Genomic DNA, 13,340 nt, shown 5'->3' on the forward strand with positions numbered 1-13,340 from the left:
GGCCCGCGCGGAGGATTCTCGCGCGAGCCCGCTGCCGGAGAGGTGCTAGACCTCGAGATCCTCGAACAGGACCGTCGAGAAGTACCGCTCGCCGAAGTCGGGCACCACGACCACGATCTTCTTGCCGGCGTTCTCGGGGCGCTTCGCCACCTGGGTGGCGGCCCACACGGCAGCGCCGCCGGAGATGCCGGCGAGGATGCCCTCGTCGGTGCCGAGGGCGCGGGCCTTGGCAATCGAATCGGCGAGGGTGACGTCGATGACCTCGTCGTAGATCTCGCGGTCGAGGATGTCGGGCACGAAGTTCGCGCCGAGGCCCTGGATCTTGTGCGGGCCGGCCTTGCCCTCGGTGAGCAGCGGCGAGTCGATGGGCTCGACCGCGACGACGCGGATGTTCGGGTTCTGCTCCTTGAGGTAGCCGCCGGCGCCGGTGATCGTGCCGCCGGTGCCGATGCCGGAGACGAGCACATCGACCTGACCGTCGGTGTCGTTCCAGATCTCGGGACCAGTGGTGGAGCGGTGGATCGCGGGGTTGGCCGGGTTGGCGAACTGCTGGGCGAGGATCGCGCCCGGGGTGTTCGCGGCGATCTCCTCGGCCTTCGCGACGGCCCCCTTCATGCCGAGCGGTCCCTCGGTGAGCACGATCTCCGCGCCGTAGGCGGCGAGGAGCTTGCGGCGCTCGATGCTCATCGTCTCGGGCATGGTGAGGATCACGCGGTAGCCGCGCGCCGCACCGACGAAGGCGAGGGCGATGCCGGTGTTGCCGCTCGTGCCCTCCACGATGGTGCCGCCGGGCTGCAGCGCGCCCGACTGCTCTGCGGCATCGATGATGGCGATGCCGATGCGGTCCTTCACGGAGCCGGCGGGGTTGTAGAACTCGAGCTTCGCGAACACCTCGGCCTCAGCGCCCTCGGTGACCCGGTTGAGTCGAACGAGGGGCGTGTTGCCGAACGCCTGGGTGATGTTGTCGTAGGTGCGTGACATGCGCTTCGATCTCCTTCTGGAGTTGGTGGGGAGTCGGTTGTAGCCACCGAAAACTATAGCGTGAAGTTATTCGAGAAGTATCGAGAACTTATGCGATGCGACGCGGTGTTACGGCGGGGGCGCCGCGGGGGCGCGGCGAGTCGCCGGCACCCCCGCGGTCGCCTCGGTCATCGAGCCCGCTGGGAGGCCCGACGGCTCCGCGCGACGACGAGCGCGCCGAGGGCCAGCAGCAGGGCGCTCGCGGCGAGAAGGCCGTGGGGGGCGGAACCCGTCCGCGAGAGGCCGGGCTCCGAGGGGCTGTTCTTGCCGGGCCCCGAAGTGCCGTTCTCGCCCGGGCCGGGGGTTTTCGGATCGACCACGATGACGGAGACAGTGAACGAGCCGGTTGCGGTGTTGCCCGCGGTGCCGGTCGCGGTGCAGGTGACGGTGGTGTCGCCGACCGCGAACATCGTGCCCGATGCGGGTGCGCAGACCGGGGTGATCGCGCCGTCGACGAGGTTGGTGGCCGATGCGGTGAAGGAGACCTCGGCACCCGCGGGTGCCGCTGCGCTGAACGCCGCGGTGACGGCGCCGAGACTGCTCTCAGCCACGGGGGCCGCGCCGATGATCTTCTCGATGACGGTGTCCGGCAGATCCAGCACCGGGGCCGTCGTATCGAGGACCGAGACGACGAAGCTGTCCGGTGCGCTGGTGTTGCCCGCGGCGTCGGTGGCCGTGCAGGTGACGGTGTTGACGGTGAGCGGCGTCGTGATCGGGAACAGGGATCCGGAGGCCGGGGTGCAGACGGGCGTGAGCGCTCCGTCGACGAGGTCTTCGGCGGTGGCGGTGTAGGTGACGACGGCGCCGTCGGCGTCCGAGGCTTCCTGGCTGACGCTGCTCGGAAGGTCGAGCACCGGTGCGGTGGTGTCCTCGACGGTGATGTCGAAGGAGCCGGTGCCGATGTTGCCCTCGCTGTCGGTGGCGGTGCAGCTGACGGTGGTGGTCCCGAGGGGGAAGATGTCGCCCGAGGCGACGGTGTCGGGGCCGACGGTGCACACCGGGGTGATCGCGCCGTCGACGGTGTCGGTGGCGGAGGCACTGAAGTTCACGGTTGCGCCGCCGGAACCGGTGGCCTCCTCGGTGATGCTGCTCGGGAGCGACAGTGCGGGTGCGGTCGTGTCCTGCACGGTGACGGTGAAGCTGTTGGAGCCCGTGTTGCCCGCGCTGTCGGTCGCCGAGCAGGTGACGGTGGTGGCGCCGAGCGGGAAGGTGGCCCCGGAAGCGGGCGAGCAGAGCGGGGTGAGGGATCCGTCGACGTCGTCGGTGGCGGTTGCTCCGGAGTAGGTGACGGGGGCGCCGCCGGGACCGGTGGCCTCCCGGGTCACGTTCCCGGGAACGGTGACGACCGGCGGGGTGGTGTCGGTCGAGGGCTCCGGCTCGAGCTCGAGGTCGAGCGTATGGTTCGACGAGGTGACTTCGACGGTGAACGAGCCGAGATCCGAGGCGGAACTACCGGCCACGACGATGAAGAAGTCCTGGTAGGTGAAGCCCGGGAGGATCGCGGGGATCGGGAACGAGTACTCGACCGGCACCCCTGGGCCGGAACCGGTGGCCGAGCTGAAGCAGTTCACGATCGGCATGTCCGGCAGGAAGACGCCCTGGTACACCGTCAGGTTGGCGGTGAAGCCGTTCGGGGTGACCTTCGCAGTGAACTGCGTGGGGCTGGTGCCGGTGGTCCTCGCCTTGATCGCGCGGTAGTGGGTGGCGACGCTGCCGGTGGTGCACCCGGGAGGGTTCAGATGGGTGAACGTCGGACTCGAGGCGCTGAGCGTCCCGGGTATCGACAGCGTATCCGCCCGAGCGGCCGATGGCGCGCTGAACAGCGATATCAACAGGACCAGGACAGTGGTCAGTGCGAGCAGGACAGGACGCGCCTTCGGCAGTGAAGCATTCACGAACACCTGCACTAGTGCAAAATTGGATGGTGGCCTATGTTTATCTTCCGCGGGCGCCGATCCGCCGTCGGTAGAGTGGGGGAGTGGAAGAGCAGGGTGCGCGGAACGCGCAGCAGGTCGGGGACGTGCTCGACGAACTCAGAGCGGTGCTCGAGGCGGGCGGGATCGAGGATCCCGCGACCGAATCGCAGCTGATCCTCGGACACGTGCTCGGTGTCGCGCGGGGTCGTGTGCAGGCGCTCGCGGTGCTCGGGTCCGCGATCGATCGTGAGCGGGTCGAGCAGGCGCGAGAGCTCGCCGAGGAGCGGGCGCGCAGGATTCCGCTGCAGCACCTCACGGGTCGCGCGCCGTTCCGCTCGATCGAGCTCTCGGTCGGGCCCGGGGTGTTCGTGCCCCGGCCCGAGACCGAGACGGTCGTGCAGTTCGCGATCGATGCACTGCAGGCGGTTCCGGATCCCGAACCCGTCGCCGTCGATCTCTGCACCGGGAGCGGCGCCATCGCCCTCGCCATCGCGAACGAGGTGCCGACCGCACGCGTCTGGGCGGTGGAGAAGAGCCGCGAGGCGCACGCGTGGGCCGAGCGCAACGTGCGCGAGTGGGGGTTCGACCGGGTCGAGCTGGTGCTCGGGGACGCCCGCGATCCCGAGCTGCCGGAGCATCTCGCCGGCCGGGTCGACGTGCTCGTCTCCAACCCGCCGTACGTGCCGCAGGACATGGTGCCCCGCGATCCCGAGGTGCGGGATCACGACCCCGAGCTCGCGCTCTACAGCGGTGCGGACGGCCTCGATCTGATCCGTGCGATCAGCCTGGTCGGGCGGGATCTGGTGCGTCCCGGAGGCAGCCTGGTGCTCGAGCACGCGGAGACGCAGGGCGCCGCGATCCGCCGCCTGCTCACCGCGGACGGCTGGCGGGCGGCGGCGACCCATCGAGACCTCACCGGGCGGGATCGGGCCACGACCGCCCTGCGGTGAGCGGCGGGGCGCTCAGCGGCCCGGAGGAAGCCGGGAGTAGAGTGATGGGTTATGGCCGAGGTGTTCGATTGCTCCGATAGTTCCCAGCTGCTCGCAGGCATGCGCACCGCGCGTCGGGCGGTCGGGCGAGGAGAGCTCGTCGTGATGCCCACGGACACGGTCTACGGCGTCGCAGCGGACGCCTTCACCCCGGAGGCGGTGCAGCGACTGCTCGACGCCAAGGGTCGCGGTCGTCAGTCGCCGCCGCCGGTGCTGATCCCGAACACGAACACGCTCGCCGCCCTCGCCGCCGAGGTCACCACCCCGCTCAGCCGACTCGCCGAGGCCTTCTGGCCGGGTGCGCTCACCATCATCACCCGCGCCAACCCCTCGCTCAGCTGGGATCTCGGCGACACGGGCGGCACGGTGGCGCTGCGGATCCCGAACCATCCTCTCGCCCTCGAGCTGCTCGAGGAGACGGGTCCGCTCGCCGTCTCCTCGGCCAACAAGACCGGTGAGCCCGCGGCCCGCACCGCGGCTGCGGCGCAGGAGATGCTCGGCGATTCCATCGCGGTGTACCTCGAAGCCGGCGAGGCCGAGGGCGACGGCGTCGCCTCGACGATCATCGACGCGACGGGTCTCAGCGAGGACGGCGGCGAGCTGCACGTGCTGCGCGAGGGCGGGGTGAGCCGGGAGGCGATCGCCGAGCTGCTGCCGCAGGTGACCTTCGGGGACTGAGATGCTGCCCTATCTGGTCGTCGTCGCGGTCACGGCCCTCGTCACCGCAGCGGCCTCGTACGCGGTGCTGCGACTGAGCCGCAAGTACCGTCTGGCACCCGAGGTGCGCGCACGGGACGTGCATCGCACACCCACCCCGCGGCTCGGCGGCGTGGCGATGTTCGCCGGCATCCTCGCGGCCTTCGCGATCGCCGGCACCCGGGAGGAATTCGCGTCGCTCTACGAGCAGGGTTCGCGCATCTGGGCGCTGCTCGGCGCCTGCGCCGTCATCGCGGTGATCGGGATCCTCGACGACCTGCTCGACCTCGACTGGATGATCAAGCTCGCGGCCCAGCTTGCGGCGGCCGGCCTGCTCGCGTGGAACGGCGTGCAGATCGTGTCGCTGCCGTTCGGGAACACGATGATCGTTCCGTCGCCCGCGATGAATTTCGCGCTCACGGTCTTCCTGATGACGCTGGTGATGAACGCCGTCAACTTCGTGGACGGTCTCGACGGCCTCGTCGCGGGGGTTGCCATCATCGCGAGCTCGCTGTTCTTCATCTATACGCGCCTGCTGTACGCGCAGATGGGGCAGTTCGACTCCGTGGATTTCGCGGGCCTCATCGCGATCGTCGTCGTGGGGATCTGCGCGGGCTTCCTGCCCTTCAACTGGCACCGCGCGCGCATGTTCATGGGGGACACCGGGGCACTGCTCGTCGGGCTGCTCATGGCGACCTCGACCGTGTCGGTGACGGGGGAGCTGAACCCGGCGGTGCTCGACCAGAAGCTCGTGCTGGCCGCGTACATCCCCATCCTCCTGCCCATGGCCGTGCTGGCGCTGCCGCTCGCCGACTTCTCGCTCGCCGTGGCGCGGCGGCTGCTGGCCGGGAAGAGCCCCTTCTCGGCGGATCGGCTGCATCTGCACCACCGTCTGCTCGACATGGGGCACTCCCCGGTGCAGGCGGTGCTCATCTTCTATCTGGGAACGGCCGTGCTCTCGGTCGCGGTGCTGCTCGTGTTCACGCTGCAGAGCTTCGTGCTGCCGGTGGCGGTGCTGGTGCTCGGAGGCGTGGCCTGCGGGCTGGTGCTGTTCTTCCCCGCCTCGCGGGTGCGCGCAGCGGTCGCGCAGCGGCGCTTGGTACGGTTGGGGAGGCTGGAAACTCCCGCCGGAGACGCCCGGAGCAGCGCGCGGACACCCCTGGACCGCGCAGGCGACACAGGTAACACAGACGAGGCAGACGAGAGGACCCCCGAGTGAGCAACCCCGCGACGCCCGAATCGTTCGAGCAGGAGCCCAGCCCCATGCCGACGTCGCAGCCGATCCTGCTGAAGGCGCTGCGGTGGGGCATCCTGGCGACGATCCTGCTGGTCCTTCTCTTCGGCGGCATCGGCTGGCTGGTGACCGAGGACCGGGGGATGACCGGCGGGGCGATGGGTGCCGCGTTCGCGGGAATCTTCCTGATGCTGACCGTCGGCAGCATCGCCTTCGCCAATCGCTTCGTGGAGAGCCCGATCTACGTGCCGATCTTCTTCGGGATCGTGATGGGCGCCTGGCTCGTGAAGTTCATCGGCTTCATCGTGGCGCTGCTGATCCTGCGGGGTCAGCCCTGGCTGGATCCGCGCATGTTCTTCTTCGGGCTGCTCGCCGGAGTGATCGTCTCGCTGGTGATCGACGTCGTCGTGGTGACGAAGTCGAGGCTTCCGTACGTCTCCGATCCGCGCTGATCGCATATTCGCCGCCCCGAAACGGGAGGCGAGTTTCGTCAGGGGCTGAATCCTTGTTAGGATTGAGGAGTTCCCTGCCGGGTCGTGCTTGAGTTATGCCTGTCAGGCCGGGGGCACGACCATCGTTCGACGCTGTACAGCTATGTCTGTACCCCGAATCAGGAGAATGGCGCTGTTCGCAAACGCTATGCACCTCGTGACCCCGACTCTCTTCGCTGCCGATGGAGAGTTCCATCCGCCGTCGATCAATGAGTTCTTCCCGCCGGCGCTCTGGTTCGAGGGGACGCCCTTCGAGATCAACCGGATCATGCTCATCCGCATCGTCATGGCGGTTCTGCTGATCGTGCTGTTCTGGCTCGGTACCCGCAGGATGCGGGTGATTCCGACGCGGGGTCAGTCGCTCACCGAGATGGCGCTCGACTTCGTGCGCATCAACATCGCCGAGGATCTGCTCGGAAAGGTCGATGGTCGGCGCTTCCTTCCGATCCTCACCGCGATGTTCTTCATGATCCTCGCATTCAACATCACGGGTGTCATCCCGGGCCTCAACATCGCGGCCTCCTCGGTCATCGGCACGCCGCTCGTCCTCGCGCTCGTGTCGTACGTCACCTTCATCTACGCCGGCATCAAGAAGAGCCCGAAGAACTTCTTCAAGAACTCGCTCTTCCCCTCCGGTGTGCCGTGGCCCGTGTACATCATCGTGACGCCGATCGAGCTCATCTCGACCTTCATCATCCGTCCGGTGACGCTCACCCTGCGTCTGCTCATGAACATGATGGTCGGGCACCTCCTGCTCGTGCTGTTCTTCGCGGCCACCAACTTCTTCATCCTGTACGCCGGTGGCTTCTTCCCCGCGCTCGGCGTCTTCACCTTCGCGTTCGGCTTCGCGTTCACGCTCTTCGAGATCCTCGTCGCAGTGCTGCAGGCCTACGTGTTCACCCTGCTCACCGCGGTCTACATCCAGCTCGCGCTGGCCGAAGACCACTAATACCAACCGAGTTCGGCAACCGCCGTTCTTCAATTACGGAAGGAAACACATACTGTGTCTGTTCTCGCAGAAATCTCCGGCAGCATCGCGACCGTCGGCTACGGCCTCGCCGCCATCGGCCCCGCCATCGGTGTGGGTATCGTCGTGGGCAAGACCATCGAGGGTGTCGCTCGCCAGCCCGAGCTCGCCGGTCGCCTGCAGGTTCTGATGTGGATCGGTATCGCGTTCACCGAGGCGCTGGCGTTCGTCGGTATCGGCACCGCCTTCATGTTCGGCTACTAAACCCGCATCTGCAACAACCTTGAGAGGAGGCAACGATGATCAACACAATCGTTGTTGCTGCTGAGGATGCGGCGCCCAACCCGTTGCTCCCGGCGACCTATGACATTGTCTGGTCTGCGGTTGTATTCGTCATCCTTCTGATTGCCTTCTGGAGGGTCTTCCTCCCCAAGATGCAGGCGATGCTCGATGAGCGTGCCGAGGCGATCGAGGGCAACATCGCCAAGGCTGACGAGGCCCAGGCGAAGGCCGAGGCAGCGCTGCAGGAGTACACCGCACAGCTCGCGAGCGCCCGCCAGGAGGCCGGCGAGATCCGCGAGGCCGCACGCGCCGACGGCGCCAAGATCGTCTCCAAGGCCAAGGAGGACGCGCTGGTCGAGGCCGGCCGTGTCGCCCAGGCCGCGCAGAGCCAGATCGAGGCGGAGCGTCAGAGCGCAGTGGTCTCGCTGCGCAAGGACGTCGGCTCGCTCGCCATCGACCTCGCATCGAGCGTGGTCGGGGAGAGCCTGACCGACGACCAGAAGGCCTCGGCCCTGGTCGATCGCTTCCTCGCCGACCTCGAGGCATCCGAGAAGGCGGCGAAGTAATGGGAAGCGCGTCACGCGAAGCACTGGCCCAGGCGCGCACCGCGCTGCGGGCGGGGCTCGATCAGGCTGCCGGCGGCGAACTGCTGCGGGCGGCGGGCCGTATCGCAGAGAGCCCCGCGCTCGCTGCCGCCCTCGGCGACGCCTCCGCGAGCGCCGAGGCGAAGACCCAGGTGGTCGAGCGACTGTTCGGCGGGCTCTCCGCTGACGCGCGCTCCGTGCTCGCCGCCGCCGTGCAGGCGCGGTGGTCGAACGTCGACGAGTTCGTCGCGGGGGTCGAGGAGCTCGGCTTGCGCGCCGAGGGAATCGCCAACCCCGCGCTCTCGGACGAGTTGCTCGCGGTCGCCGATCTGGTGGATCGCAGCCACGAGCTGCAGCTCAATCTGGGCAGCAAGCTCGTCGAGTCCGCGAGCAAGGTGACGCTGGTGCAGCGCCTGCTGTCGGGCAAGACCTCCGCGTCGACCATCTCGGTCGTGAGCCACCTCGTGGCGAACCCGCGCGGACGTCGCCTCGACGCCACCCTGCGTCAGGCGGCCCGCACGGCCGCCGACCAGGTCGGCAGCGAGCTCGCGACCGTGACGGTCGCCGCCCCGCTCAACGCCGAACAGCAGGTCCGTCTGGCCCGCGCGCTCGAGCAGTCGGCCGGGCGCCCGGTCAAGATCACGACCGTCATCGATCCCGAGCTGGTCGGCGGTGTGCGCATCCAGCTCGCCGATGACGTGATCGACGGCAGCATCCGCGCCCGCCTGGATGATCTCCGGCAGCAGCTCGCAGCTTAAGGCACAACTTTTCACCACCGGGGGCGGCGCTTCCGGACCAGACAGAGGAAACGAAATGGCAGAACTCTCAATCAGCCCGGACGAGATCCGCGACGCGCTGAAAGACTTCGCAGCGTCGTACGAGCCGAACCAGGCGGAGAAGACCGAGGTCGGCTCCGTGGTCGACGCCGCTGACGGCATCGCTCACGTCGAGGGCCTTCCCGGCGTGATGGCGAACGAGCTCGTGCGCTTCGAGGACGGCACGCTCGGCCTCGCGCAGAACCTCGAGGAGGATGAGATCGGTGTCGTCGTGCTCGGCGAGTTCACCGAGATCGCAGAGGGCCAGCCGGTCACCCGCACCGGCGAGGTGCTCTCGGTCCCCGTGGGCGAGGGGTACCTCGGCCGCGTGGTCGACCCGCTCGGCAACCCGATCGACGGCCTCGGCGAGATCGCCGGCATCGAGGGGCGTCGTGCTCTCGAGCTCCAGGCCCCGGGCGTGATGCAGCGCAAGTCGGTGCACGAGCCGCTGCAGACCGGCATCAAGGCCATCGACGCGATGATCCCCGTCGGCCGCGGCCAGCGCCAGCTCATCATCGGCGACCGCCAGACCGGCAAGACCGCGATCGCGATCGACACGATCATCAATCAGAAGGCCAACTGGGAGTCGGGCGACAAGACCAAGCAGGTGCGCTGCATCTACGTCGCGATCGGCCAGAAGGGCTCGACCATCGCTTCGGTGAAGGGCGCGCTCGAGGACGCCGGCGCGATGGAGTACACCACCATCGTCGCCTCCCCGGCCTCCGATCCCGCGGGCTTCAAGTACCTGGCGCCGTACACCGGCTCGGCCATCGGCCAGCACTGGATGTACGACGGCAAGCATGTGCTCATCATCTTCGACGACCTGTCGAAGCAGGCCGAGGCCTACCGCGCCGTGTCGCTGCTGCTGCGCCGTCCTCCGGGGCGCGAGGCCTACCCGGGCGACGTGTTCTACCTGCACTCCCGCCTGCTCGAGCGTTGCGCGAAGCTCTCGGACGAGCTCGGCGCCGGCTCGATGACGGGTCTCCCGATCATCGAGACCAAGGCCAACGACGTGTCGGCCTACATCCCGACCAACGTGATCTCGATCACCGACGGCCAGATCTTCCTGCAGTCCGACCTCTTCAACGCCAACCAGCGTCCGGCGGTCGACGTGGGCATCTCGGTGTCGCGAGTCGGCGGCGACGCGCAGGTCAAGTCGATCAAGAAGGTCTCGGGTACGCTCAAGCTCGAGCTGGCCCAGTACCGTGCGCTCGAGGCGTTCGCGATGTTCGCCTCCGACCTCGACGCGGCGAGCCGCAAGCAGCTCGCGCGCGGCGCGCGCCTCACCGAGCTGCTCAAGCAGCCCCAGTACACGCCGTACCCGGTCGAGGAGCAGACCGTCTCCATCTGGGCCGGCACCAACGGCTACCTCGATGAGGTACCGGTCGAGGACATCCTCCGCTTCGAGCGCGAGTTCCTCGACTACCTGGGCCGCAACTCGGAGGCGCTGAACACGCTCCGCTCGACCAACGTGCTCGACGAAGACACCGTCGCCGAGGTCACCGCGCAGATCGAGAAGTTCAAGAGCGAGTTCCGCACGTCTGACGGCAAGAGCCTGAACGAGCAGTTCGAGGCACTCGACGAGGCAGAGATCAAGCAGGAGCAGCTGGTCGTCAAGAAGTAGTGAGGGATCCCGGTGGGGGCTCGCGCCCCCGCCGATCCCGAACCGCTTGACCAGCCAGCCCCGACCAGTACAGGAGAGACATGGGAGCGCAACTTCGGGTCTACCGGCAGAAGATCAAGTCTGCCCAGACGACCAAGAAGATCACCCGTGCGATGGAGCTGATCGCAGCCTCTCGCATTCAGAAGGCGAAGGCGCGAGTCGAGGCTTCGACGCCCTACGCCACCGCGATCACGCGTGCGGTCTCGGCCGTGGCCACGCACTCGAACACCGACCATCCGCTGCTCACGGAGGCCGAGACGGTCGAGCGGGCGGCAGTGGTGATCTTCACCTCCGACCGCGGTCTCGCGGGCGCCTTCAACTCGCAGGTGCTGCGCGAGGCGGAAGAGCTCACCGAGCTTCTCCACGAAGAGGGCAAGGAAGTTGTGTACTACCTGATCGGTCGCAAGGCCCAGGGGTACTTCTCCTTCCGCCAGCGTCCCTCGGAGCGCGTGTGGACCGGTGACACCGAGAACCCGAGCTTCGAGACGGCCAAGGAGGTCGCCGAGGCACTGCTCGAGATCTTCGGCCGTCCCGCCGCCGAGGGCGGTGCGCAGGAGATCCACCTCGTGTACAACCGCCTCATCAGCATGGTGAGCCAGGTTCCCGAGGTGCACCGCCTGCTCCCGTTGCAGGTGGTGGAGGGTGTCGCCGAGGCCTCAGAGGGCCCCGAGGCGCTGTACGAGTTCGAACCCGATGCCGACACCGTGCTCGACCAGCTGCTGCCGGCCTACATCGAGTCGCGCATCTTCAACGCGATGCTCGAGTCGGCCGCGGCCAAGCATGCGGCGACGCAGAAGGCGATGAAGTCGGCGAGCGACAACGCCGATACGCTGATCCGCGATTACACGCGCCTCGCGAACAACGCTCGCCAGGCCGAGATTACCCAGCAGATTTCCGAGATCGTAGGCGGCGCCGACGCGCTGTCGAGCTAGAAGAAGCACGAAGAGAGAGAAACATGACCGAAACCGCCGCAGTGGCGACTGAGGCCGCAACGAAGGTTGTCGGGCGGATCGCTCGAGTGACCGGCCCCGTCGTCGACATCGAGTTCCCGCACGACGCGATCCCCGCCGTCTACAACGCTCTCGAGACCACGATCGACTTCGGTGAGGGCTCCGAGTCGTTCAAGCTCGTGCTCGAGGTCGCCCAGCACCTGGGTGACAACCTGGTTCGCGCGATCGCGCTGAAGCCCACCGATGGCCTCGTGCGCGGCCAGGAGGTGTTCGACACGGGCGACTCCATCACGGTGCCCGTCGGTGACATCACCAAGGGCAAGGTCTTCAACGTGACCGGCGACGTGCTCAACCTGCCCGAGGGCGAGACCATCGAGGTCAGCGAGCGCTGGAGCATCCACCGCACGCCCCCGGCCTTCGACCAGCTGGAGTCGAAGACGCAGCTCTTCGAGACCGGCATCAAGTCGATCGACCTCCTGACCCCCTACGTGCAGGGCGGTAAGATCGGCCTGTTCGGCGGTGCGGGCGTCGGCAAGACCGTCCTCATCCAGGAGATGATCCAGCGTGTGGCGCAGGATCACGGCGGCGTGTCCGTGTTCGCCGGTGTGGGCGAGCGCACCCGTGAGGGCAACGACCTCATCCATGAGATGGACGAGGCCGGCGTCTTCGACAAGACCGCACTCGTGTTCGGCCAGATGGACGAGCCGCCGGGGACCCGTCTCCGCGTCGCGCTCTCGGCTCTGACCATGGCGGAGTACTTCCGCGATGTGCAGAAGCAGGACGTGCTGCTCTTCATCGACAACATCTTCCGCTTCACGCAGGCCGGTTCCGAGGTGTCGACGCTGCTCGGCCGCATGCCCTCCGCTGTGGGCTACCAGCCGAACCTCGCCGACGAGATGGGCGTCCTCCAGGAGCGCATCACCTCGACCCGCGGCCACTCGATCACCTCGCTGCAGGCGATCTACGTGCCCGCCGACGACTACACCGACCCGGCCCCGGCGACCACCTTCGCCCACCTCGATGCGACCACCGAGCTCTCGCGCGAGATCGCATCGAAGGGTCTGTACCCGGCGATCGATCCGCTGACCTCGACCAGCCGCATCATGGACCCCCGCTACTTGGGCGAGGACCACTACCGCGTGGCCACCACGGTCAAGCAGATCCTGCAGAAGAACAAGGAGCTGCAGGAGATCATCGCGATCCTCGGTGTCGACGAGCTCTCCGAAGAGGACAAGATCACCGTGGCCCGCGCGCGCCGCATCCAGCAGTTCCTCTCGCAGAACACCTACATGGCGAAGAAGTTCACCGGTGTCGAGGGCTCCACGGTTCCGCTCAAGGAGACCATCGAGTCGTTCGACGCGATCGCCAAGGGCGAGTTCGACCACGTCGCGGAGCAGGCGTTCTTCAACGTCGGCGGCATCTCCGACGTCGAGGAGAACTGGGCCAAGATGCAGAAGGATCTGGCCTAAGCCATGGCGCTCAACGTCAGCGTCGTCTCGGCCGACCGCGAGGTCTGGACCGGCACCGCCGCCCAGGTCATCGCGAAGACGGTCGAGGGCGAGATCGGCATCCTCGGTGGTCACGAGCCGCTGCTCGCCAAGCTCGCGCATGGTGAGGTGCGTGTGACCACCGCCGACGGTGAGAAGGTCAAGGTCGACGCCGAGGGGGGCTTCCTCTCGGTCGATCACGACACCGTGACCATCGTCGCCGGCAGGGCAGTAATCGTTTAGCTC

The 13,340-nt window shown here is 67.6% G+C and carries 14 protein-coding genes; 12 read left to right on the forward strand and 2 right to left on the reverse strand.

Features of this window, described 5'->3' with window-relative positions; genetic code table 11:
- Positions 1–45: 45 nt before the first annotated feature.
- Positions 46–981 (reverse strand): cysteine synthase A, encoded by a 936-nt coding sequence (gene cysK, locus AMS65_RS12360; protein WP_053384482.1) that lies wholly within the window; start codon positions 979–981, stop codon positions 46–48.
- 167 nt (positions 982–1,148) lie between these two features.
- Entirely contained in the window at positions 1,149–2,915 is a 1,767-nt protein-coding gene (locus tag AMS65_RS12365; protein WP_157502253.1) for an HYR domain-containing protein, read from the reverse strand.
- 83 nt (positions 2,916–2,998) lie between these two features.
- On the opposite strand from AMS65_RS12365, the gene prmC reads away from it, so the two are divergent.
- The 12 genes from prmC to AMS65_RS12425 all read left to right on the forward strand — a co-directional run bounded on the left by prmC (position 2,999) and on the right by AMS65_RS12425 (position 13,337).
- Positions 2,999–3,886 carry a peptide chain release factor N(5)-glutamine methyltransferase gene (gene prmC / locus AMS65_RS12370; protein WP_083451676.1) on the forward strand — a complete coding sequence of 296 codons (888 nt, stop codon included), beginning with the start codon at positions 2,999–3,001 and terminating at the stop codon, positions 3,884–3,886.
- 51 nt (positions 3,887–3,937) lie between these two features.
- Positions 3,938–4,603, forward strand: coding sequence for an L-threonylcarbamoyladenylate synthase (locus tag AMS65_RS12375; protein ID WP_053384484.1), 666 nt, complete (start codon positions 3,938–3,940; stop codon positions 4,601–4,603).
- 1 nt (position 4,604) lies between these two features.
- The gene (locus AMS65_RS12380) at positions 4,605–5,840 is read left to right on the forward strand and encodes an MraY family glycosyltransferase (RefSeq protein WP_053384485.1); all 1,236 of its coding nucleotides are present in this window, start codon (positions 4,605–4,607) and stop codon (positions 5,838–5,840) included.
- A complete protein-coding gene (locus tag AMS65_RS12385; RefSeq protein WP_053384486.1) occupies positions 5,837–6,307 on the forward strand; it encodes an ABC transporter permease family protein in 471 nt (156 codons plus the stop codon). The genes AMS65_RS12380 and AMS65_RS12385 overlap by 4 nt, the downstream gene beginning before the upstream one ends.
- 166 nt (positions 6,308–6,473) lie before the next feature.
- Positions 6,474–7,295, forward strand: coding sequence for a F0F1 ATP synthase subunit A (gene atpB, locus AMS65_RS12390; RefSeq protein WP_241489435.1), 822 nt, complete (start codon positions 6,474–6,476; stop codon positions 7,293–7,295).
- Between the two features lie 54 nt (positions 7,296–7,349).
- On the forward strand, positions 7,350–7,577 hold the full coding sequence (gene atpE, locus AMS65_RS12395) for an ATP synthase F0 subunit C (protein WP_053384488.1): 228 nt from the start codon (positions 7,350–7,352) through the stop codon (positions 7,575–7,577).
- A gap of 35 nt (positions 7,578–7,612) precedes the next feature.
- Complete coding sequence (locus AMS65_RS12400; protein ID WP_053384489.1) at positions 7,613–8,161, forward strand: F0F1 ATP synthase subunit B; 549 nt, start codon at positions 7,613–7,615, stop codon at positions 8,159–8,161.
- Positions 8,161–8,937 carry a F0F1 ATP synthase subunit delta gene (locus tag AMS65_RS12405; RefSeq protein WP_053384490.1) on the forward strand — a complete coding sequence of 259 codons (777 nt, stop codon included), beginning with the start codon at positions 8,161–8,163 and terminating at the stop codon, positions 8,935–8,937. Before AMS65_RS12400 ends, AMS65_RS12405 begins: the two co-directional genes overlap by 1 nt.
- Before the next feature lie 55 nt (positions 8,938–8,992).
- Complete coding sequence (atpA, locus tag AMS65_RS12410; RefSeq protein ID WP_053384491.1) at positions 8,993–10,618, forward strand: F0F1 ATP synthase subunit alpha; 1,626 nt, start codon at positions 8,993–8,995, stop codon at positions 10,616–10,618.
- 80 nt (positions 10,619–10,698) lie between these two features.
- On the forward strand, positions 10,699–11,589 hold the full coding sequence (locus AMS65_RS12415; protein WP_053384492.1) for a F0F1 ATP synthase subunit gamma: 891 nt from the start codon (positions 10,699–10,701) through the stop codon (positions 11,587–11,589).
- 23 nt (positions 11,590–11,612) lie between these two features.
- A complete protein-coding gene (gene atpD, locus AMS65_RS12420; protein ID WP_053384493.1) occupies positions 11,613–13,076 on the forward strand; it encodes a F0F1 ATP synthase subunit beta in 1,464 nt (487 codons plus the stop codon).
- 3 nt (positions 13,077–13,079) lie between these two features.
- Entirely contained in the window at positions 13,080–13,337 is a 258-nt protein-coding gene (locus AMS65_RS12425; RefSeq protein WP_053384494.1) for a F0F1 ATP synthase subunit epsilon, read from the forward strand.
- Positions 13,338–13,340: the final 3 nt, after the last annotated feature.

Origin of the sequence: Leucobacter celer subsp. astrifaciens, assembly GCF_001273835.1 — a bacterium.
Taxonomy (GTDB): domain Bacteria; phylum Actinomycetota; class Actinomycetes; order Actinomycetales; family Microbacteriaceae; genus Leucobacter; species Leucobacter celer.

Coding starts and splice junctions, on each gene's coding strand:
- AMS65_RS12400 (WP_053384489.1), top strand. CDS start 7,613: ATGATCAACACAATCGTTGTTGCTGCTGAGGATGCGGCGCCCAACCCG.
- cysK (WP_053384482.1), bottom strand. CDS start 981: ATGTCACGCACCTACGACAACATCACCCAGGCGTTCGGCAACACGCCC.
- AMS65_RS12405 (WP_053384490.1), top strand. CDS start 8,161: ATGGGAAGCGCGTCACGCGAAGCACTGGCCCAGGCGCGCACCGCGCTG.
- AMS65_RS12425 (WP_053384494.1), top strand. CDS start 13,080: ATGGCGCTCAACGTCAGCGTCGTCTCGGCCGACCGCGAGGTCTGGACC.
- AMS65_RS12375 (WP_053384484.1), top strand. CDS start 3,938: ATGGCCGAGGTGTTCGATTGCTCCGATAGTTCCCAGCTGCTCGCAGGC.
- AMS65_RS12415 (WP_053384492.1), top strand. CDS start 10,699: ATGGGAGCGCAACTTCGGGTCTACCGGCAGAAGATCAAGTCTGCCCAG.
- atpB (WP_241489435.1), top strand. CDS start 6,474: ATGGCGCTGTTCGCAAACGCTATGCACCTCGTGACCCCGACTCTCTTC.
- atpA (WP_053384491.1), top strand. CDS start 8,993: ATGGCAGAACTCTCAATCAGCCCGGACGAGATCCGCGACGCGCTGAAA.
- atpD (WP_053384493.1), top strand. CDS start 11,613: ATGACCGAAACCGCCGCAGTGGCGACTGAGGCCGCAACGAAGGTTGTC.
- AMS65_RS12380 (WP_053384485.1), top strand. CDS start 4,605: ATGCTGCCCTATCTGGTCGTCGTCGCGGTCACGGCCCTCGTCACCGCA.